The organism is Natrinema saccharevitans, from assembly GCF_001953745.1.
Taxonomy (GTDB): domain Archaea; phylum Halobacteriota; class Halobacteria; order Halobacteriales; family Natrialbaceae; genus Natrinema; species Natrinema saccharevitans.
Genome location: NZ_LWLN01000001.1, coordinates 2,688,539 through 2,709,487, shown reverse-complemented (window position 1 = coordinate 2,709,487; position 20,949 = coordinate 2,688,539). Strand labels below are relative to the sequence as shown.

Here is a 20,949-nt window from a genome sequence, read left to right as displayed (position 1 = left end):
AACCCGGCCGACCGTCATCGGGACGTGGCTCGTTCGTTCTCCTGCCCGTTATTGCCGGTGTGACCACAGGATGCGATAACTCGGGACGGCAAACCGTCTCAGAGTTCGCTGTCCGGCCGAACGACGACCTTCCCGAAGCCTTCCCGGTTCTCGATGATCTCGTGGGCGCGGGGCGTCTCGCTCATCGGCAGTTCCTCGCGGATCGCGGGTTCGAAGGTGCCGTCCCAGACCAGTTCCATCACGTCGTCGACCTGCTCGGGCGTGGCCATCGTCGAGCCGATGATCGTGAGCTGTTCCCAGAAGATCCGCGGGATGTCCGTCTCGGGGTTCCCGCCGCCGGTGCCGCCACAGGTCACGAGCCGGCCGCCCTTGGTCAGGCTCTTCAGCGAGTCCCGCCAGGTGGGCGCGCCGACGTGTTCGACGACCACGTCGACCCCGCGGCCGTCCGTCTCCGAGAGGACCCAGTCCGCGAAGTTCTCCTCCTCGTAGTTACAGACGTGGTCCGCGCCGTGTTCGAGGGCGTAGTCGAGCTTCTCTTCCGTGCTGCCCGTCGCGTAGACCTCCGCGCCCGCGTAGTCGGCGATCTGTAAGGCGGCGTGGCCGACCCCGCCGCTTGCCCCCAGGACGAGGACGCTCTCGCCGGCCTCGAGGTCGGCCCGCTCGATGAGCATGCGCCACGCCGTCTGGAAGACCAGACAGCTCGAGCCGGCGACCGCCCAGTCGACGCCCTCGGGAACGGGGATGAGGTTGTCCTCGGGGACGGCAGCGTACTCGGAGTGAACGCCCCGGACGTGTTCGCCGATAATGTGGAACGTCGGGTCGAGCGTCGGGTCGTCCATCCGGAGGTCGCCGACGCCGGCCGAGACCGCGACCCGGTCGCCTTCCTCGAACCGGGTCACGTCCTCGCCGACCGCCTCGACGACGCCCGCCGCGTCGCTGCCCGGGATGTGGGGCATCTCGAGGTCGAGGCCGGGCATGCCGCGGCGCGTCCAGATGTCGAGGTGGTTGAGCGCGGCCGCCTTGACATCGACCAGTACCTCGTCCCGATCGACCTCGGGGTCGGGGTACTCGCCGTACTCGATGACGTCGGTGTCGCCGTGTTCCGTGATTTGGACCGCTTGCATATACACCAGCCAACGGAAACGGCGTGCATAACAGTTGGGCTACCAGCATTCGAGCGGAGACTTCGCGCCGGGCCGACGGCGATCGCTGCCGTCGAACGGCGCGGCCGGTCGCCCGCTCGTGCGTAGCTTTTACCCGCCGGCTTTCGAAGGCGGCGTATGGACGAGACCGACGCGGACGACGCCGCGGACACGCTCTGTGCCGGCGTCATCACGATCGCCTCGGACCGCGACCTCGAGAAGGACGCGGCCGGGGAGACGGTCAACGACCTCCTCGAAGCCGACGGCCACGAAGTCACGGTGCGGGAACACGTCAAATCGGACCACGATACGGTCCAGTCGATCGTCTCGCGGCTGCTCGACCGCGACGACGTCGATATCGTGATCACGGCCGGCGCGACCGGCGTCGAGCCCGGCGACATCACGATCGAGGCCGTCGAACCGCTGCTGGAGAAGGAGCTGGCCGCGTTCAGCGAACTCGTTACCGTCCTCGGGTACGAGCGGGTCGGCACGGCGGTCGTCGGCACACGGACGCTCGCGGGCGTCGCCGACGGCACGCCGGTCTTCTGCCTGCCGGGCCACGTCGACGCGACCCGGCTCGCCCTCGAGGAGATCGTCCTCGCGGAAGCGTCCACCCTCGTCGAGCGCGCCGGGTACGAGGCGTCCGACGCCGACGAGGAACCGACCGACGCGAACGGAGCCGAACCCGCCGACGGGGGTGCCTGACGTGGGCAAGCCACTCGAGAAGGCGCCCGTCCGCGAGCGGGTCTAGGACGCCCTCGAGGACAGCGGCGAAGCGCGGTTCCCGTTCCCGCCCCACGGCCGGATCCCGAATTTCGCGGGGGCCGACGCCGCCGCGGACCGACTGGCCGAGCAACCCGAATGGGAGCGGGCGACGTCGATCAAGGCCAACCCCGACGCGCCGCAACTGCCCGTCCGCCGGCGGGCGTTACGCGAGGGCAAGACCGTCTACATGGCGGTCCCCCGTCTCCGTGACGAGGAGTGTTTCCTGAAGCTCGATCCCGCCAAACTCGAGGACTACGACGCGGCAACGACCGTCTCGGGCTCGTCCGAACACGGCGAGCAGGTCGGCCCCGACGCGGTCGACCGGGTCGACCTGATCGTCTCGGGAAGCGTCGCCGTCACCGAGAGCGGGGGCCGGATCGGCAAGGGCGAGGGCTACAGCGATCTCGAGTACGCCGTCCTCCGGGACCTCGGCCTCGTCGACGACGCGACCCCGGTCGCGACGACGATCCACGACCGGCAGGTGATCGACGGCCCGGTCGCGATCGGGAGCCACGACGTCGCGATGGACCTCGTGGTCACGCCCGACCGCGTCGTTCGGCCCGAGACCGGCGACCAGCCGACCGGCATCGACTGGGCGCTGCTTGACGACGAGCGACTCGCGGAGATCCCGGTCCTCCGGCGGCTCCGGGAGCAGTAGTTCGGCCTTCGAGGAAAGGGGGGATCCATCCCCGGGGCACGGCGCGGCCGTGCCCCGAATGCCAGGGTCGCAGGGTGTGACGCGAGCCGGTGGGGGGCTCGCGTCGGCGAGAATCGGTTGGCAGTGGTGGGGGAAGGGTGCTGTGGTGGGGTTGCTGGAAGTCGCGGGAACAGGTGGTGGGTGCCTTGGGGTCTGCCCGTCGACCTCCACGCGACAGTAGCGGCCGTTCCCACTTGAACGGCGGTGATGGTATACCGCTCTTACGCCGAGTTTCACCGAATTCAACACGGCTTTATCGGCTCGATATTCGCCGTAAGACGGTTTATACTGGGTATCCCGAACGTAATGAAAGCGAACGGTGACGGTCCGCGGAACGGACGCTTCGGGCCGGCGCTCGGCCGACGGCGAAGTCAGCTGCTACCGCGTTGGCACCCCGTGACCGGCGTTCCGGCGGCGGTTTCCTGTCAATCGTCGCCGGCGCACCCACGACCCGGCGGCGGGTGCGCCGGGACATCGGGACAGCAATTCGTATCAGTCGACGAGTTCGTCGGCGACGATTTCGGCGTCCATCAACTGCGGGTCGATCGCGATGTCGAGTTGCCCCTTGACGAACTCCGGGACCGTCCGGCGGGCGTAGACGACGGTCCGGACGTCCTCGTTGAGATCGCAGACGATCGGGATCGTCGTTGCCTGCCCGACGTCGGTCAGGACGTAGAGGTCGGCCTCGACGACGCCGGCTTCCTCGAGTTGGGGGCGGGAGACGACGCCCGTGACGCGGGTCACGTCGACGCCCGCGTTCTCGAGGGCCGCGCCGATGCCGTCCTCGTCGTCCCCGGCGACGACCGCGGTCGTGGCACTCATTCGTACTCGATGGTCGCGGGCGGTTTGTGGGTCACGTCGTAGACGACGCGGGCGACGTTCTCGTGGGACCCCGTAATTCGGGACTGAATGCGCTGGAGGGTGTCCCAGTCGATCTCCTGAGCGCGGGCGGTCATCCCGTCGCGGGACTCGACCGAGCGCACCGAGACGACCCAGCCGTGGACGCGGTTGTCGCCCTTGACGCCGGTGGCCTTGCCGATGACCGCCGCCAGCGCCTGCCACGGCTCGTACTCCTCGAGTTCCTCCTCGACGACGTGATTGGCCTCCCGGGCGACGTCCAACTTCTCCTCGGTGATCTCGCCGATGATCCGCACGGCGAGGCCGGGACCGGGGAACGGCATGCGTTCGGAGACGACCTCCTCGAGGTCGAGCGCGCGGGCGACCTCGCGGACCTCGTCCTTGTAGAGGTCGCGCATGGGCTCGACGATGCCCTCGAAGTCGACGACTTCGGGGAGGCCGCCGACGTTGTGGTGGGACTTGATCGTCCCCTCGCTCTCGATGCGGTCGGGGTAGATCGTCCCCTGGACGAGGTAGTCCGCGTCGACCTCGTTCGCGACCGTCTCGAACTCCCGGATGAACTGCTCGCCGATGATGTGGCGTTTCTCCTCCGGGTCGGTGATGCCGGAAAGCGCCTCGAGGAAGCGGTCCTGGGCCTCCACGATCCGGAGGCTGTCCATGTAGTCGAACGTCTCGCGGATCTCGTCGGTTTCACCCTTCCGCATCAGGCCGGTGTCGACGTAGACGGCCGTGAGCTGGGTGCCGATCGCCTCGTACGCCAGCGCGGCGGCCGTCGAGGAGTCGACGCCGCCCGAAAGGGCGATGACGGCGTTTGCATCGCCGATTTCGTCTTCGATCTCTGCGACTGCGTCGGGTACGAACGTCTCGGTGTCTACCATCAGTGGGTTACCTCGGTTTCCGCGTCGGCGTCGTCTGCGGGTTCGGTGTCGTCGTCATCGGCCGGTCCCTCGAGAACGGCCTCGACCAGCCCCAGGAACGGCGGGCTCGGCTGGCCGGGTCGGGACGTGTACTCGGGGTGGAACTGCGTCCCGACGAAGAACGGGTGGTCCTCGAGTTCGAGGATCTCCATCCGGTTGCCCGCGGTGCCGGAGAACGTCAGCGGCTCGTCCTCGAAGGCGTCGAAGTACTCGGGGTTGACCTCGTAGCGGTGGCGATGGCGCTCGGAACAGGAGGTGTCGCCGTAGAGGTCGTAGGCCAGCGTCTCGGGTTCGATGACGGTCGTGTGCTCGCCGAGTCGCATCGTGCCGCCCATGTCCTCGACCTCGTACTGTTCGGGCAGGATGTCGATGACCGGGTGGGGCGTGTCTTCGTCCATCTCGGCGGAGTGAGCTCCTTCGAGACCGAGCACGTTCCGGGCGTACTCGACGACGGCCATCTGGAAGCCGAGACACAGGCCCAGGAACGGCACGTCGTTCTCGCGGGCGTACTGGACCGCGCGGATCTTTCCTTCGGAGCCCCGCATCCCGAAGCCCCCGGGGACGATGACACCGTCCATGCCCTCGAGTTGGCCGTCGTAGCCCTCGCTCAGGTCGTCGGCCGCGACCCAGTGGACGTTCACGTCGCTGCCGACCTCGAAGCCGGCGTGTTTCAGCGACTCGTGGATCGACATGTACGCGTCCTCGAGGTCGTACTTGCCGACCAGGGCGATGTCGACCGCGCCGTTTTTCTCGCTGGTGACGATCTCGCGCCACTCGTTCGATCGCTCGCCGGCCGGCAGGGCATCGTCAGCCAGCCCGAAGTGCTCGAGGACGTACTGGTCTAACCCCTCGTCCTCGACCATCAGCGGGACGTGGTAGACGTCCTCGACGTCGGGGTTCGAGAAGACGGCCTCCGTGGGAATGTCACAGAACAGCGCGATCTTCTCTTTGGTCTCGGGATCCAGCCGATCCTCGCAGCGGCCGACGATCACGTCGGGCTGGAGGCCGATCGAGCGGACCTCCTTGACCGAGTGCTGGGTCGGCTTGGTCTTCTGTTCGCCGTTTTTCGAGTAGGGGACGAGGGTGACGTGGGTGAAGAGGACGTTCTCCTCGGGTTCCTCGTGAGCGAACTGGCGCAGCGCCTCGAGGTAGGGCATTCCCTCGATGTCCCCGACGGTACCGCCGACTTCGATGATACAAACGTCGGTTCCTTCGGCGGCCTCCCGGATCCGGCGTTTGATGTCGTTGGTGATGTGGGGGATGATCTGGACGGTCTTGCCCAGGTAGTCGCCGGCGCGTTCCTTCTCGATGACGTGCTGGTAGGTCTTGCCCGTCGTGATGTTGTGATCCGAGGTCATGTCGATGTCGAGGAACCGCTCGTAGTTCCCCAGATCGAGGTCGACCTCGCCCCCGTCCTCCAAGACGTAGACCTCCCCGTGCTGGTAGGGGTTCATCGTTCCCGCGTCGACGTTCAGGTACGGGTCGATCTTCACCGCGGTGACGTCGAACCCGGCGTTTTTGAGGAGTCGACCGGTACTCGCGGCCGTAATCCCCTTGCCGAGCCCCGACATGACGCCGCCGGTGACGAAGATGAACTTGTTCCCCAGCGAGGGGTCATAATGAGTGTCCGATTCCGTCGGCATACCGAGTGTGCGCGCGACCGCTTGAAAACGATTTCGGGAGCGAACTGCCCCCGACAGGGGTTGTCATCTCCCAGTACCGTCGGGGATGCTCACTGTCACTGCCACGTTCGTCCGGCGCCGAGTCTCATCCGGGTGCCTCGTCCTGTACTTCGACGATTTCGGCCTGCTCGAGGGATTCGTTCCCGCCCTCCATTCGCATCTGGATCGTCCGGCCGGGGAGGCCCGGATCGTCCTCGTCGGCGTTCCGTGGCACCGAAACGGCAGTGACGCCGTCGATCGTGACCGACCGGCGCTGGCTCGGGTCGCCCTCGTACTCGACGGTGTCCCACGTCTCGACGTCGAACTCGTCCATCTCGGCCCCGAAGTAGTCGTCCGCGTCCGGGTTCACCGCGTCCTCGGTCTGGGACTCGCCGGTCGTTCGGTTGTCGTCGAACTGGACCTCCTCGTGTTCGTACTGGTGGAGTTGTACGAGCATACACCAGCCACGAGCTGCAGTGTGGTAACTCTCGTACTGGAACTCGCCGGCCGATCTCGCGTCACTGGTCCGTCGCCGTCGATCGCGGGCACCGGCGGGTAAATCGAGGATCAGCGGGCGTGTAATCGGACTAAGAGTACCGATCTTATTTTATACCCGGGACCCGATGTCTCGAACACCGTGGCATCGTACGAACGACGCCGTCCCCTCGAGGTGAGCGAGCCCGACATCGGCTTTCAGGCCGGGTTCGGGTTCTACCTCGGGATCGTCGTCACCGGGATCGTCGCAATCGCGGGGCTGCTCGCCGACGTGGGGACGGCGGCGCTGCTTGGCATCCTGCCGAGTACGGTGACTGCCGTCGCCATCGTCGGCCACATCTACGCCAGCCGGGCGCGGGGACTGCCCGAGCGTATCGGCCGGAGCCGCTGGCGACGACTCGGCTGTTACGCCCCGGCGGCGGCGTTTACGGCGCTTCTCTTTACTGCCGAGATCATGCCGATCGACGACACCGGTCGGTTCGTCATCCTGACCGTCGTTGTAGCCGTTCTGGCCGGCGTCTCGGGCTTTGGCCTCGACCGGATGGCGAAAAACCGGTACGTCGACGCGCTCACGGCCGACGACCCCGCCACGACGTGGACGTGGCAGCGAAGCGGCGGCTGGACCGGCGAACCGGCCTATACGGTCATTATGGCGTTCATGATCCTCGCCGGGCTCGTCAGTATTTCGCAGGGAGAGTGGTACCTCGGGCCGTTCTGGGTCGTCTACGGCGCCGTCATGATCCTCTCGCGGCGGTACGGCTGGTACGAACTCGACGAGACCGACCGCTGGAACCCGCCGACGGTCCACGTCCACGAGGCCGGCCTCGTCGTCGACCGATCGTTCTGGAAGGGATTCATCCCCTGGGAGACGGTCGACGGCGTCCGGCTGACCGACGACGAACTCGTCGTCGAACGGCGGCGCTTTGGCCTCGACAGCGGCGTCTTCGACCTCCGCTGTGACCGGGCGGCCATCGACGACGCCGACGCGGTCGTCGCGGCGCTCGAGCGCACCCGTCGGCGCGCCGAGGAGCGTTCGATGGCCGTCGGAAGCGCCGACTGAGCGGTTCTGGGGTCCGACGCCGGCCGGCGAAGCCGGGGTGAGCCCCGCGCCGCCGCACCCGTGACCGTCGTCGGCCGACTCGAGGAGCCCGGATCGTTGTCGGGGCTCGAGGGCGGGGCGGAGGTTCGGCTTGAGGCGATGAACGACTAACCGACTGACGGCGCGGGATACTGTACTCGAGACGATGCCGAGCGAAAGGGAACGCGTCCTGCTACCGTGGCAACGCGGAGTAGCCACGCCCTCCCCAGCCGATTTCTCCGCACGGGTGCGATGGCACCCGTTCGGACGGTTCGCGGGACCTGCAGTCCCGCGCTAACGCTCGCTCCGAAGTCGCTCGCTCATCCACTGGAAGACGCTTCGCGTCTTCCAAGCAGTCGCTCGTTTCATCTGCTCACGGGTGCAAAGCACCCGTTCGCATGGTCTGCGGGACCAACGGTCCCGCACTACTCGCGACAACCTCGCACGGTGTCGCACCGCGGTTCGTCAGCGACTCACCGCGGAGCAGCGCGCGCCACCGCACGTCGAGTGGGTAGTCAAGAACGAGATGCCGCCCGCGATTCCGAACGGATTCACTTCCCCCAGAAGGGGTCCCGGTTGCGCTGCTTGTCGAGGTACATGTTCAGCGCCTCGAGTTCGTCGCCGGGGATCTCACTTGCCAGTTCCTGCTCTAAGATCTTCGCGTGTTTCTCGGGGATCTCGATCCAGAGCCGATCGCCCTCCTCGATGTCCCGACCGACGGTCGGCCCGTCGATGGCGACCGAGACGCGGTTGCCCGCGCGGGCCTCGTCGACGTCCTCGCCCTGTTCCTGAATGCCTTTGACCTGCCCGACGCGCTCGGGCTCGTTGCCCTCGAACGTGACGACGTTGGCGTTGGTCTGGATCGTCCCGGCGTTCACCTCGACGCCGACGACCGCCGGGTCGTTCTGGCGGAAGGTGTGATCCGGCAGGATGCGGAAGCGGGCGGGCCGGGTGATGTTCTCGAGGATGGTGTCCTGCTGGGCCTGCTCGATGTTTTCGACGTACTCCTCGTAGCCCTCGACGAGCTGGTAGATGACCTCGTCGGTGAAGATCTCGACGTCGTCGATCTCCGCGCGTTGCTCGGCGTCGTCTAACGTGTCGACGTTGAACCCGAGGATCACCTGCTGTTTCGGGTCCTCGGCGGTCGAGGCGACCGAGACGTCACGCGGCGCGACGTCGCCGACCTCCGCGCGGACGATCGGGACCTCGGCTTCTCCCAAGGCATCGGCCATCGCCTCGAGGCTGCCCAGGGTGTCGGCCTTGACGACGACGCCCTCCTCGGCCGTGTCGACGGCGATGTCGGCCAGTTCGGCCTGGACTTCCGCGATCACGTCGTCGAGGTCGCGGTCGCGGACGACCCGGACCGGCGCGCCGGCCATCGCGTCCGCCAGATCCGGCGCGGCGACCTTGATCCCCGAGGCGGCCGAGACCTCCTCGACCGTCTCGAAGCGGCTCTCGGTCCGGATCTCCGCGAGCGGGCGGGGCTGGAGCAGGGCCCGGACCTCGGTGACGATCGGCTCGTTTTGCCCGCCGACGACGAGCGTGTCGTCGGCCCGGATCGTGCCGTCGTACAGCACCGTGTCGATGGTCGTCCCGAACCCCTTCTCCTCTTTGACCTCGAGGACGGTGCCGACGCCGGGGCCGGCGACGTCGATCTCCATTTCCTCTTTCATGTAGCGCTGGGAGAGCCCCATCATGACGGTCAGGAGGTCGGGCACGCCCTCGCCGGTCATCGCCGAGACGGGGACGACGCCGACGTTGCGCTGGAAGTTCTGGACCCGCCAGTAGAGGTCGGCGGAAAAGCCCTCGTCCGAGAGGTTGCCGATGATCTCGTAGAGGCTCTCGTCCAGGCGCTCGCGGACGCGATCGGTCTGGGACTCGTAGGTGTCGTTGATCGGCGCGTCCTCGTGTTCCGTCCAGCCCGGAACGGTGTCGATCTTGTTGGCCGCGACGATAAAGGGTGTTTCCGAGCGCTTGAGGATGTCCAGGGCCTCGAGCGTCTGGGGCTGGAACCCGTCGTTGACGTCGACGACGAGGATTGCGATGTCGGCCAGCGCGCCCCCGCGCGATCGTAGCGTCGTAAAGGAGTGGTGACCCGGTGTGTCGATAAAGAGGAGGCCAGGGAGGTCGAAATCGTCCGGATCGACGAGATCGCCCGCGATCGTCGAGATGATGTCCAGCGGGACGGCGGTCGCGCCGATGTGCTGAGTGATCGCGCCTGCTTCGCCCTCGATGACCGCGGAGCCGCGGATCTTGTCGAGGAGACTTGTCTTGCCGTGATCGACGTGTCCGAGGACGGCGACGATCGGCGTTCTGAGGGATGTGGGGTCGCGTGTATCCGTGTCCGACATGATGAACCACCCGAGAAGGTCTTACCTAAATCGTCCGTAGCGCCGTAGTTAAACCCATCGTCATCCGCGTTCCGGGACCGCCGCGATCGACCGCCGAGTATCGGCGCCCGACGGCTCGAGCCGGGACCGGCCGTTCCGGCGCTCCGCTCGCCTCGAGAGCGGTCCCAATCGTTTAATACCGATTAGTAAGTACGGGCATGCATGAGCGATATACTCGCTGAAAACCTCTCGGGGAAGTCCGTCATGGGTTCCGACGGCACCGAGCTTGGACTGCTCTATAACATCACCATGGATCTCAAATCGGGGACGCTTCACGATCTCGTCATCGAGCCCGACGAGGAGCTGTCGACCCGCGCCGTCGACTTCGATCTCGACGAGGGCGGCCACTTCCTCGTTCCCGTCAACCGCGTCCAAGCGGTGAAAGACTACATCGTCGTCCAGCGCTAACGGTATGTACGTTCTCGACTCCTCGGCTTTTATCCACGATTTCCATACGACAGAACAGACTGCGACGATCCCGCTCGTCCGCGAGGAACTCGAAGACGAGAGCGCCTATCGCTACGACGCGATGGAGGGATCGGGCATGCACATCCACATCCCGAACGACGATACCACGGAAAAGGTCGAACGCGCGGCCCGGGAATCCGGTGATCTCGGGGTCCTCTCGGATACCGACGTTCGGCTCGTCGCCGCGAGCTTCGAACTCGACGCTACTCTGGTGACCGACGACTACGCGATGCAAAACGTCGCGGAGAAGCTCAACGTCGCGGTCGACGTGATCGCCCGGGAAGGGATCGACGAACAGCGCCACTGGACCTACCAGTGTCAGGGCTGTGGCCGCGAGTTCGACGAGGAGAAAGACCGGTGTCCGATCTGCGGGTCGGAACTGGCCCGGAAGAACCCCTCGTAGCCCGAGATCGGCTCCGGTCGCGATCGATGTTCCCGCGACCGATCGCCGTCTCAGACGGTTTCCTGTCAGTCAGTACCGGTGTCCTCGTGACCGTCCTGCGAGGACACCGGTAAACAGCGACGATAATCCGTCTCAGGCGTAGATGAAATAGAGGTTCAAGAACGTCAACGCGTTGTACATCCCGTGGACCAGCGCCGGGATCAGGAGGTTGTCGGTCCGTTCGTAGATGACACCGAGGACGATCGAGAGCCCGAAGATCGTCCCGAGACTGGCGATGACCGCGCCCAGTCCGTCGGTGGCGTACGCGAGGACGTGGACCGCCGCGAAGATGACGCTGGCCACCGCGACGGCACCGAACCGCGAGAAGGTCTCGTACAGCGATTTCTGGATCACGTTGCGGTAGAGCAGTTCCTCGAACGGCCCGATGATCAGGACGGCGATCGGCACCATGATCAGCATCAGTTCGGGATTGTCCGCGGCTCGCTGGGTGGTCGAGTGGTCCGCGCTCTCGACGCCGGTCGACTGCATGAGCGTCGAGATGGCAAACAGCGCGCCGAAGAGGACGATCAGGCCGCCGACGGTCCAGGCGACCTCCCGCAGCGTGGGCCACCGCAGATCGATGAACGACAGTCCCCGGCCGGTCCAGCGGAGGAAGGTGACGACCACGATCGCCGTGCCGGTGACCACGCCCAGTTGGGTGATGAGTTGCGTGGCCACGAGCCGTTCGATCTCGGGCAGCGTCTCGAGGAACGGGTAGACCGGTGCGGCAAAGAGAATCATCAGCACCTGTGGCAGGATGAGTCCGGCGAGACCGATCGCCGTCATCACGAGGGCCTGTGCGGTGCGTCGCTTGAGGCCGGCCGTGCCGATGTCGAAGAAGTCCGCGACCGCGACGCCGACGGTCAGTCCGGCCGTCACGAACGCGACGAACACGGCCGGGATCGGGAGCAGCGACGTCGTAATCCCTTGATTCAGTGCGTAACCGGCCAACAGGACGACGCCGACGCTCGAGCCGGCGGCGACCGCCGCGAGGAGCCGGGGTTCGCGCGAGCCGTGGCGGCGGACGAGGAAGGCGAGAACGGCGGCGACGGCCAGGCCGGTGCCGGCCCAGACGACGGGATCGTCGGCGCCGTTGCGAACGGGGACGAACATGGCGACCGTCGTGATCCCGGCCAGCAGGGTCCCGATGCCTAGGATCGCTCCGGACGCGACCGGGCCGGCGTCGTCGGCCCGTGCAGTCTCGGTCATACGTGGGTGTTCGTCCGAGGGCTCATATGCACACCGCAACCGGACGACGGATTCGGGCCGGCTCGGTCGGCTACCGCTCGACCCGAAGCTCGGTCTTCTCGGCGACCGCCTCCGCCTCCTCGAACTCGCCGCCGCCGAGCAGCCCGCGGGTGGCATTCTTCGCCCACTCGACGGCCGGCTGCTCGAAGGTGTTCACGCCGTAGAGTTCGCCCGCGAGGACGCAGGCGGCCTCCATCCCGTAGAGGAAGCCGCCGAGTTCGTACTCGTCGACGGCCTCGAGTTCGACCCGGACGTTCGGCCGGCCGGCCGCCGCCAGGCTCGCCTCGGTGGCCTCGAACTCCGCTTCGAGCAGTTCACCAAGCGTCGCATCGCCCAGATACGCGAGGTCCTCGACGTCGGTCGCCGGGATCGACCGGTCCGCGTCAGCGTCGGCGGTGACGAAGGTGACGAGCTTGTCCCGCGGGCCCGCCCGGTAGAGCTGCAGTTGGGAGTGCTGGTCGGTGACCCCCAGCGCCCGTACCGGGGTCTGGCCGAGGTCGTCCTTGCCGAGGCTCTCGGCCCACAGCTGGGCGAACCACTCCGCCGAGGTCTCGAGCGATTCCGCGTAGGGCATCACGGCGTTTACCCCCGCACCGCGGCCGTCAAGCGCGTAGGTCGTCGCGCCGTAGGCGTAGGCCGGACACTCGAACAGCGAGCCGGAAAGCGTCTCTCGCTCGGCGGCCGCGCCAGCGAGCAGCGCCTCGAGGTCGTGACCGCAGACCGCGGCGGCGACCATGCCGACCGCCGACAGCGCCGAGAAGCGTCCGGGGACGCCGTCGGGCACCTTCAGCGACGGGAGGTCGTGGCGGTCGGCGAGGTCCCGCAGCGGGCCGGCGTCGCCGGTGGTGACGATCGTCCGCTCGGTCCAGTCGACGCCGGCGTCCTCGAAGACCTCTCGGACGACGAGGAAGTTCGCCAGCGTCTCCGCGGTCGTCCCCGACCGCGAGACGACGTTTATCGCCGCGTTCTCGAGGGCGATCCCGTCGAGGCGGGTCGACACCCACGCGGGGTCGACGTTGTCCAGAAAGATCGTCTCGGTGTCGGACTCGAGGGCGTCGACGATCGTCGCCGCGCCCAGCGAACTGCCACCGATGCCGACGGTGATCAACGCGTCGGCGTCGGCGACCGGCTCGACGGCCGCCCGGATCTCGTCGGGGTCGGTCCGCGCCGGGAGGTTGAGGGATTCGTAGCCGTGGTCGGCGTTTTCCATCCCCGCCTCGATTCGCTCGTGGGCGGCCGCGACCTGTTCGTCCAGTCGCTCGAGGGACGCACGCGAGACGCCCGGCGAGGCGACCGACGCGAGTGCGTTCCCGATGTCGACGTTCATACCCGGGGAAGCGACCGCCGAGGTCAAAGGCGTTCCGAGACGGCAACGGACACTCCACCGCGACTGCCGTCCGACTCGAGCGAACTCGAGCCGGCGGCGACCTCGAGACGACCGGCCGGGTTTTTGTCCGCTCGCCGAGTCGCCCCGCGTATGGATCGCAGCGAACTCGCCCCCCTGATCGATCACACGGTGCTTGGCCCCGAGACGACGCCGGCCGACGTTCGGCGGGTCCTCGACGAGGCCGCCGAGTACGGGATGAACGCCTGTATCCCGCCGTACGCGGTCGAAATGGCAGCCGAGTACGCCCCCGACGTGACCCTCGCGACGGTAATCGGATTCCCCCACGGGCAGCACGCTCCCGCGGCGAAACGCACTGAGGGAGTCGGGGCCTGGCAGGACGGCGCGGACGAACTCGACGTGGTGATCAACGTCGGTCGACTGCGGGCCGGCGCGGACGATGCCGTCGAAACGGCGCTCGCGGATCTGGTCGCCGCCGTCCCGATCCCGGTCAAGGTCATCGTCGAGACGCCGCTGCTGACCGATGCCGAGAAGCGACGGGCCTGCGAGGCCGCCGCGGCCGCCGACGCGACGATGGTAAAGACCGCGACCGGGTTCGGCGGGGGCGGCGCAACCGTCGACGACGTCGCCCTCATGAGTGACTATCTCCCCGTCAAGGCCAGCGGCGGCATCGGAAGCTACGACGAGGCAGTGGCCATGCTCGAGGCCGGCGCGGAACGCATCGGGGCCTCGAGCGGGGTCGCGATCCTCGAGGGCGCACCCGAATAGCCGGCTCGCGATCGGGGTGCGCGACGCCTCGGCCGTCGGACTCCCGATCCACGTGGCCCGGCCGATGCCGGGATCGGCCGCGCGCGGGAAGCCAAACGGTTTTGGTCATCCCTCGAGCAACGAATCCCATGCTCGAGGGGGTCCGCGCGAAACTCCGCGCGCTCGCGAGGCGGCTGCGACGGCTAGAGCGACGCGAACTCGACGCCGTCGTCCGGTGGCTCGAGCAGACGGGGAACCTGCTTCACCTGTCGGTGCTGGTCTTCGTCCCCCTGCTGATCGCCGCGGTGACGTGGCTGGCGAACGCGACCCCCGTGATCTCGTTTCTGCTCTTTCCGCCGCTGGCCTCGGGGACCTTCACGCTCTTTGCGGAGCCCGAGGGGAAGTACGCCTCCCCGGGGAAGTTCGTCGGCGGGATGACCGTCGGGGCCTGCTGTGGCTGGCTCGCGCTCGCGCTGACGACGGCCGTCGGACTGGGCGGCGGCGTCAGCGCCTGGGGTGCCGCCCTCGGGGTCTTCTGTACCGGCGTCTGTACGTGGGCGCTCGATCTCGAGGTGCCGACGGCGTTCTCGACGGCCCTGCTCGTCCTCGTGACCGGCAACGCACAGGTGGCCTACGTCCTCGGGATCGTCGTCTCGAGTTCGTTCGTCGCGGCCGCATTCGTCGTCTGGCGCGATCGGTTCTACGAGCGACGCGCCCGCTATCTCTATCGGACGACCAGCGGAGACGATCACGTCCTCGTCCCGATGATCGACGGGGAAGAGACGGTCGCCCGCTTCGCCGCCTCGATCGCCGGGGCCCACGACGCCGGAAAAGTCGTCCTCTTCGACGTCGTCGAGGCGGTCGACGACGAGCGACCGGACGCGTCGACCGACGGCGACCCGGCCGAATCGCCGCCCGCCGAACGCGCGGCCACCGACGCCGGCCGCCGCCTCGAGTCGCTCGCGGCCGACCTCCGGAGCGCGTACGACGTCCCCTGCGAGGTCGTCGTCGCGGCCGACAGTGAACCCTCGGCGGGGCTGACCCTCGAGACCGCGCGAGCGGAGAACTGCGACCTCATCGTCACGCCGTACGCCGAACGCGAGGGCGGCGGTCTCTCGTCGTTTATCACCGGACTGTTCGAGGGCGAGATCGACGCGATCGCGTTCCGCTCGAACGGCGTCCGACGGACGCGCTGGCGGAGCGGCCTCGTCGCGGTTCGCGGCGCGGGCGACACCGCCCGCGCGATGCTCGATTTCGCGATCCGGGTGACCGAGTCCGGCCGGCCGATCAGCGTCTGTACCTGCATCGACCGGGAGTCGCGCCGCAGGGCGGCCGAGGGGACGCTCGCGGACCTCATCGACGCCTTCTCGGGCCCCTTCGAAACCCACGTCGCCACCGCCGCCGTCGAGGACTACCTCGCCCGCGTCGCGCCCCGCTACGACGTCTGTTTCGTCGGCTCGAGTACCGACCGCTCGGCGGCCTCCCGCTTTGTCTCTCCGCCGACGTTCCGGAAACTCAGCGACCTCGAGGCGGACGTGGCGATCGTCCACCGGGGTCGCCGACGGTAGGTCACTCGCGCTCGAGAATGCGGTCGATCAGCCCGCTCTCGTCGCTGCCGAGTGCCGATCGCACGAGCAGGTGGCCGCCAAGCACCGAGGGGCTGATCACCGCGTCCGCACCGGCCCGCTCGAGTTTCTTCGTGTTCTCGCGGTCGGTCGCGGCCGCGACGATGCGGGAGTTCGGCGCGAGTTCGCGGGCCGTCAGGATCGCCAGTGCGTCCTCGGCGTCCTGGTTCGTGGCGACGAGGATCGCGGCCGCGCGGTCGATCTTCGCGCGCCGGAGCGGTTCCTCGTCGCTGGGATCGCCGGTGACGACCGAGATCCCCCGGTCCGTCAGTTCCGCCCCGGCCTCGCGGTCGTTGGTGACGACGACGAACTCGCGGCCGCCGTCGGCCAGTTCGTCGACGATCGGTTCCGTCAGTTCGCCGTAGCCGAGGACCAGGAGGTGGTCCTCGAGCAGTTGCAGTTGTGATTCGGTCATCTTTCCGAGCGTCTTCGAGATGCGGTCCTGGATGAGCGGGCCGATCAGCGCCCCGATGGCGATCCCGAAACTGGCCACGCCGAGGACGAGGACGGACATGGTAAACAGCATCGCCTGCACCGATTCCGGGCTCGGCGTCACGTCGCCGTAGCCGACCGTACTCGAGGTGATCAGCGTGAAGTAGAAGGCATCGAGGATGTTGGAGATGCCGTCGAAGTGTTCCCGCAGGGCGTAGCCGCCGATGGTGCCGTAGAGCTGGACGCCGACCAGCGCCGAGCCGGCCGCGATCTGGGTCGTCGACAGCGAGAGCGGTTTGGTGAACCGCTTGCGGGTAACGAGCAGTATCGGGACCGAGACGAGCGAGAGGACGACCAGCGGGAACGAGTACGGGCTCGACTGGAGCAGGCCCTGTGCCGCGGTCAGCGGGAGCAAAAGCAGCGACGCCCACCAGCCGGTCCGGAGCCCGCGCCGGAGCGCGAGCGCGCTCCCGACCATCAGGAAGCCGGTGAGCGCGCCGGTGAAGGCGGCTGCGCTTCGAACGGCGTCGGGGACGTATTCGGCGAAGGGGCCGCCGACGGTGTTGGTGCCGATGTTGACGACCGCCGTGGCGACCGAGAGCAGGGCGACGAGCAGGACGAGGACGATCGCCGCTCGCGTGGTCAGCACTCGCCGCCAGTTGTCCGGCAACCGCGCGCGAAGCGACCGGTCGTCGGCCATACACGCCGGTCGGCGTCGGTATCAGTTAAACGTCCCCGTTCGGAACTCGAGGCCCACCGCCGCTCGAGTCGGCGACGACTGCCGGTGCTACTTTAACCGCTCCGGCCCACTGGCCCACAATGCCACCCCTTCCGGTCGAAGTGCTGCTCGGGCTCTATCTCGGCCTCCTGACCGGTATCGTTCCCGCGTTCGTCGCCGGCTCGCTCGGCTTTCTCGTCCGGTATTTTACCGGCGTCACCCTGCCCGGGTTCGGTGTGGTCGTCCTCGCGCTGTCGATCGCCAGCGTCCAGGGCGGGCTGCTCGGCCTCGTCGAACCCACGATCGCTCAGTCGCCGCGGCTGCTCGTCGCCGTCCTCGTCGTCCTCATGCTCGCGCTGTACGCCCACAACCAGGGCGACAAACTCGGCGCGGAACTCCCGCGTCGGCTCTCGCTGACCTCGCTGCGCCAGCGGACCCTCTCGGCCGACGTCGTCGAACTCGTCGGCTCGGTCGGCCAGGTCACGGTCCGTCCCACCGGCGAGGTTCACGACATGGAGGGCTACCCGGCGCTGTCGGCCGACCTCCGCCGAACGCTGAAAGGCGGCTCGTGGCGGCTCCCCGCCGACCTCCCGCTCTCGGAACTCGAGGCCCGCCTCGAGGAGCGCCTGCGGACCGACCACGACCTCGCGGACGTCGACGTCGCGATCGACGAGCAGGCCCGGGCGACGATCACGGCCGCGCCGCCTTCGGGCGGTCTCTCCCGGCGCGTGCCGGCGGGCCAGCGGGCCGTCTCGCTGACGACGCTGGTCCCGACGGGACTCGCGAGCGGGGACGCGGTGAGCGTCCGCGTCGGCGACCGCTCGATCGACGGGACCGTCGTCAGCGCCAGCACTGAAGCCGACGCCGCCGCGGCCGACGGCGATGACGGGTCGTCGAAGCCCGCCGACGCGGTCGCGACCGACGGCGGGACGGACCCCGCCCCCGCGGCGAACCCGCAGGCGGCGACCGCTGGCGGCCCGGGCCGGGTGACGATCGCCGTCTCCCGACGGGACGTGAAACCGATCCTCGAGGCCGAGTCGCCGCGTCTCGTCGTGCGCTCGCGGGGCACCAGCCGCGAGTTCGAGGCGCTCTCGCCGGTCAAACGAGAGGGGTACGCCATCCGCCGGCTGACGGTCGGCCCGGCCGGACCGACCGACGAGACGGTCGCCGACGGGGACGTGTCGGTCCTCGCGGTCCGCCGACAGGGAGCCGAAACCGGCGAGCGCCGCCACGGATGGGTGTTCGCCCCCGGGATCGAACGGCGGCTCGAGGCCGGCGACGAGGCGTTCGTCGCGGGCCCCGACGCCGCGGTCGAGGCGTTCGCGGAGGCGATCGCGCGATGATCACCCCCGCGCAGGCGATCCCGACCGAGACGCTGCTCGAGGCGATCGTCCGCATCCTCGGGTTCGCCCTGCTCGCGGCCGGCAGCGGGGCCGGCGTCGCGTTCGTCTATCGCTGGTACAGCGCCGACGCGATCCCGGAGGGCATCGCGGTGCTGTTCGGCGTCGCGCTCGTCGCGATCTGGCTGAACACCCAGACGGCGCTCCAGCAGGCGATCATCGGGAACACGGGCCTGCTCGAGCCCGGCACCGCGATCTACACGGTCGGTGCCTTCGCCGCCAGCGCGGTCGCGGCCGACGGCGGCCGGCGGCTGGGCGATTACCTCGCCCGGGACGTGTTCGTGGTCGCGACGCCGCGGACGATCACCGAGGTCACCCAGCTCGTCCGCTCGGCCGGCCGGGTCGTCACGGTCGAACTCCCCGACGATATCGACGACATCGAGGGCTACGACCCGGTCGACGAGTCGGTGAAAGCCGACCTCGCCGGGCAGACGTTTCTCCTCCCCCGACGACTCACAGACGAGGAACTGCGCGAACGGCTGATCGCCCGCCTCGAGCGGGACTTCGGGATCGGCCACGTCGACGTCGATCTCGAGCCCGACGGGACGGTCGCGTACCTCGCCGTGGGCAGCCGGCCGGCGGGTCTCGGCCCGACGCTCGCCCCGGGGACCGTCGCCGTTGCGCTCGAAGGCGACCCCGCGGCCGACGCCAGTCCCGGCGACGCGGTCCGTCTCTGGGCCCGCGGCGAGGACGGCAGTGCCCGGCGGGTCGCGGGCGGGGAACTCCGCGGGACCGCCGGCGACGTCGCGACCGTCGCGCTCGACGCCGAGGACGCCCGTTATCTCGAGTCCGACGGGGACTACCGGCTCGTGACGCTGCCCGGCAGCCCCGACGCCGAGCGCGACCTCGTCTCCCTCTTGCGGGCGGCCGACGAGACGGTCCGGACCGTCACCGTCGGGGCCGACGACCCCCTCGCCGGCCTGTCGGTCGACTCGCTACCGGTGCTGGTCCTCGCGCTCGAGCGCGAGGGCGACGGCGACGCCGAACACTGGCCGCTGCCGGCCGGCGACGTGCGGCTCGCGGCCGGCGACGTCGCGTACGTCCTCGGCCGGCCGGACGCGCTCCGCCGGGTGACCGAACGGACGCTGGCCCCGGCCGACGAGTCCCCGTCGGCGTCCGCGGACGACGCCCGGAGCGAGGACGCCGACCCCGCGACCGACCGGACGCCGGAACGGCCGCGGGAGCGGTAGCTACTTGCCGCCGGCACCGATATCGCCACGTATGCCCACGGAGTGGAAACTGTTCGCGGATCTGGCCGAACGCGCCGGCGACAAGCACGTGACCGTCGACGCCGGGGCCGGCGACACCGTCGGCGACGCCTTCGAGGCGCTGCTCGAGGAGGCCCCCGCCCTCGAGGGCCGCGTCCTCGAGGACGGCGACTTGCGCTCCCAGATCAACGTGCTTCGCAACGGGACGAACGTCCTGGTCGAGGAGGAGGGGCTGGCGACGGTTCTCGAGGAGGGCGACGAACTGGCGCTGTTTCCGCCGGTCAGCGGCGGGTAGCCGTCAGCGAGTCGCCGTCAGGTCGACCCCCAGCACGAAGTCCGGTTCTTCGGCGATATCGACGCCCGCAGCGGGCGCGTCGGTGACGAACCGGGCGGTTTCGGGAATCAGCACGCGCGTCTGTTCCGCATCGCAGTCGGCCGCGTCGCGAGCGATCGCGGCGAACAGCGAGCGAGCGGCCTCGACGCCGTCCCACGCGGCGACGCCGTACTCGGCCCACCGTTCGGTTTCGTCGTCGCTCGAGCCGTTCGACTCGTCGCCGTCGACCGGCCGCTCGTAGGTCCGCGAGCGGTAGGCCGTTCCGGCGAGTCCGGCCTCGCCCTCGACGGCGAAGACGGCCGTGTCGTCGGCCAACTGCTGGAAGTCGTCACGCGTGAGTTCGCGGACGGCCCACGACTCCTCGGGCGCGAGGCCGAGTCCGTGCAGGTGCGCGCGAGCGTCGCTGTGGGTCCAGTAGCGCCACGCGTCGGTGGGATCGCTCGAGACTGCGTGGGGGCCCACGGCGTCCGGGTCGGGGTCGGGATGGGCGAAGCGAAACTCGGTGAGCGGCTCGAAGCCGCTGGCTCGCGCCGCGCCCAGCGAGGCCGCGTTCCACGAGAAGATCATCACGCGGCCAACGGTCGCGCCCTGCCGGCGGGCCCACTCGAAGGTCGCCTCGTTCAGCCGGTGGCTCACGCCCCGCCGGCGGTAGTCGGCCGCGACGCGCATTCCCTGGAACCAGGCCTCGTCCGCGGAGAGCATGACGGCCTGGACGATTCCCGCGGCCTCGCCGTCGATTTCGGCGAGGAAGGTTTTCTTGCCCCGTCCCGGCTCGTCCTCGAGCCAGTCGTGGTAGATGGCCGGGATGTAGTCGCCGCCGCGGTCGGGCCAGATCTCGCCCGTGAAGTCGGCGACGGCGTCGTAGTCGTCGTGGGTTGCGCGACGGATCTCGATTGCGGGGTCGGTATCCGAGTCGGGTGACATGTCGATCGAACAGTGATACCTCACGCGATCGGACGGGAAATGCCTTCGCCAGGTC

General features: G+C 68.6%; 19 protein-coding genes and 1 pseudogene. 10 read left to right on the top strand and 10 right to left on the bottom strand.

Going from position 1 to position 20,949, the window contains the following annotated elements:
- Nucleotides 1–98: 98 nt before the first annotated feature.
- Nucleotides 99–1,124 (bottom strand): zinc-binding dehydrogenase, encoded by a 1,026-nt coding sequence (locus tag A6E15_RS13790; RefSeq protein WP_076147036.1) that lies wholly within the window; start codon nucleotides 1,122–1,124, stop codon nucleotides 99–101.
- Nucleotides 1,125–1,280: 156 nt separating this feature from the next.
- On the opposite strand from A6E15_RS13790, the gene A6E15_RS13785 reads away from it, so the two are divergent.
- Complete coding sequence (locus A6E15_RS13785; protein WP_076147034.1) at nucleotides 1,281–1,847, top strand: MogA/MoaB family molybdenum cofactor biosynthesis protein; 567 nt, start codon at nucleotides 1,281–1,283, stop codon at nucleotides 1,845–1,847.
- Between the two features lies 1 nt (nucleotide 1,848).
- Nucleotides 1,849–2,565: pseudogene (locus A6E15_RS13780) on the top strand (5-formyltetrahydrofolate cyclo-ligase).
- A 531-nt stretch (nucleotides 2,566–3,096) separates the two neighbouring features.
- Here the strand turns inward: A6E15_RS13780 and A6E15_RS13775 are convergent.
- The 4 genes from A6E15_RS13775 to A6E15_RS13760 form a co-directional block, all read right to left on the bottom strand.
- Nucleotides 3,097–3,426, bottom strand: coding sequence for a DUF7126 family protein (locus tag A6E15_RS13775; RefSeq protein WP_076147032.1), 330 nt, complete (start codon nucleotides 3,424–3,426; stop codon nucleotides 3,097–3,099).
- Nucleotides 3,423–4,340: a glutamine-hydrolyzing GMP synthase gene (gene guaA / locus A6E15_RS13770; RefSeq protein ID WP_076147030.1), complete on the bottom strand. Its 918-nt coding sequence runs from the start codon at nucleotides 4,338–4,340 to the stop codon at nucleotides 3,423–3,425. Before guaA ends, A6E15_RS13775 begins: the two co-directional genes overlap by 4 nt.
- Nucleotides 4,340–6,022 (bottom strand): glutamine hydrolyzing CTP synthase, encoded by a 1,683-nt coding sequence (pyrG, locus tag A6E15_RS13765; RefSeq protein WP_076147028.1) that lies wholly within the window; start codon nucleotides 6,020–6,022, stop codon nucleotides 4,340–4,342. The genes guaA and pyrG overlap by 1 nt, the downstream gene beginning before the upstream one ends.
- Before the next feature lie 124 nt (nucleotides 6,023–6,146).
- Nucleotides 6,147–6,497: a hypothetical protein gene (locus A6E15_RS13760; protein WP_076147026.1), complete on the bottom strand. Its 351-nt coding sequence runs from the start codon at nucleotides 6,495–6,497 to the stop codon at nucleotides 6,147–6,149.
- Between the two features lie 180 nt (nucleotides 6,498–6,677).
- On the opposite strand from A6E15_RS13760, the gene A6E15_RS13755 reads away from it, so the two are divergent.
- Entirely contained in the window at nucleotides 6,678–7,595 is a 918-nt protein-coding gene (locus A6E15_RS13755) for a PH domain-containing protein (protein WP_245800581.1), read from the top strand.
- A 569-nt stretch (nucleotides 7,596–8,164) separates the two neighbouring features.
- Here the strand turns inward: A6E15_RS13755 and infB are convergent.
- Nucleotides 8,165–9,964 (bottom strand): translation initiation factor IF-2, encoded by a 1,800-nt coding sequence (gene infB, locus A6E15_RS13750; RefSeq protein WP_076147022.1) that lies wholly within the window; start codon nucleotides 9,962–9,964, stop codon nucleotides 8,165–8,167.
- Nucleotides 9,965–10,165: 201 nt separating this feature from the next.
- Between infB and A6E15_RS13745 the strand changes: the two genes are divergently transcribed.
- The gene (locus A6E15_RS13745; RefSeq protein ID WP_006182585.1) at nucleotides 10,166–10,411 is read left to right on the top strand and encodes a PRC-barrel domain-containing protein; all 246 of its coding nucleotides are present in this window, start codon (nucleotides 10,166–10,168) and stop codon (nucleotides 10,409–10,411) included.
- A gap of 4 nt (nucleotides 10,412–10,415) precedes the next feature.
- Nucleotides 10,416–10,874: an NOB1 family endonuclease gene (locus tag A6E15_RS13740; protein ID WP_066303923.1), complete on the top strand. Its 459-nt coding sequence runs from the start codon at nucleotides 10,416–10,418 to the stop codon at nucleotides 10,872–10,874.
- A gap of 132 nt (nucleotides 10,875–11,006) precedes the next feature.
- On the opposite strand, the gene A6E15_RS13735 is transcribed toward A6E15_RS13740, so the two are convergent.
- The gene (locus A6E15_RS13735; RefSeq protein ID WP_076147020.1) at nucleotides 11,007–12,122 is read right to left on the bottom strand and encodes a CPBP family intramembrane glutamic endopeptidase; all 1,116 of its coding nucleotides are present in this window, start codon (nucleotides 12,120–12,122) and stop codon (nucleotides 11,007–11,009) included.
- A gap of 70 nt (nucleotides 12,123–12,192) precedes the next feature.
- Complete coding sequence (locus A6E15_RS13730; RefSeq protein WP_076147018.1) at nucleotides 12,193–13,488, bottom strand: glucose-6-phosphate isomerase; 1,296 nt, start codon at nucleotides 13,486–13,488, stop codon at nucleotides 12,193–12,195.
- A 150-nt stretch (nucleotides 13,489–13,638) separates the two neighbouring features.
- Here A6E15_RS13730 and deoC point away from each other — a divergent pair, with 150 nt between their 5' ends.
- Both deoC and A6E15_RS13720 read left to right on the top strand, forming a co-directional pair.
- A complete protein-coding gene (gene deoC / locus A6E15_RS13725; protein WP_076147016.1) occupies nucleotides 13,639–14,274 on the top strand; it encodes a deoxyribose-phosphate aldolase in 636 nt (211 codons plus the stop codon).
- A gap of 128 nt (nucleotides 14,275–14,402) precedes the next feature.
- Entirely contained in the window at nucleotides 14,403–15,821 is a 1,419-nt protein-coding gene (locus A6E15_RS13720) for an HPP family protein (protein WP_076147014.1), read from the top strand.
- A 1-nt stretch (nucleotide 15,822) separates the two neighbouring features.
- On the opposite strand, the gene A6E15_RS13715 is transcribed toward A6E15_RS13720, so the two are convergent.
- Nucleotides 15,823–17,010, bottom strand: coding sequence for an NAD-binding protein (locus A6E15_RS13715; protein WP_076147012.1), 1,188 nt, complete (start codon nucleotides 17,008–17,010; stop codon nucleotides 15,823–15,825).
- Nucleotides 17,011–17,129: 119 nt separating this feature from the next.
- Here A6E15_RS13715 and A6E15_RS13710 point away from each other — a divergent pair, with 119 nt between their 5' ends.
- The 3 genes from A6E15_RS13710 to A6E15_RS13700 are packed head-to-tail and all read left to right on the top strand — an operon-like array spanning nucleotide 17,130 to nucleotide 19,931.
- Entirely contained in the window at nucleotides 17,130–18,371 is a 1,242-nt protein-coding gene (locus tag A6E15_RS13710; RefSeq protein WP_076147010.1) for a potassium transporter TrkA, read from the top strand.
- On the top strand, nucleotides 18,368–19,618 hold the full coding sequence (locus A6E15_RS13705; protein ID WP_076147009.1) for a TrkA C-terminal domain-containing protein: 1,251 nt from the start codon (nucleotides 18,368–18,370) through the stop codon (nucleotides 19,616–19,618). The genes A6E15_RS13710 and A6E15_RS13705 overlap by 4 nt, the downstream gene beginning before the upstream one ends.
- A gap of 31 nt (nucleotides 19,619–19,649) precedes the next feature.
- Complete coding sequence (locus tag A6E15_RS13700; RefSeq protein ID WP_076147008.1) at nucleotides 19,650–19,931, top strand: ubiquitin-like small modifier protein 1; 282 nt, start codon at nucleotides 19,650–19,652, stop codon at nucleotides 19,929–19,931.
- A 3-nt stretch (nucleotides 19,932–19,934) separates the two neighbouring features.
- Here A6E15_RS13700 and A6E15_RS13695 read toward each other — a convergent pair whose 3' ends face one another.
- A complete protein-coding gene (locus A6E15_RS13695; RefSeq protein ID WP_076147006.1) occupies nucleotides 19,935–20,894 on the bottom strand; it encodes a GNAT family N-acetyltransferase in 960 nt (319 codons plus the stop codon).
- Nucleotides 20,895–20,949: the final 55 nt, after the last annotated feature.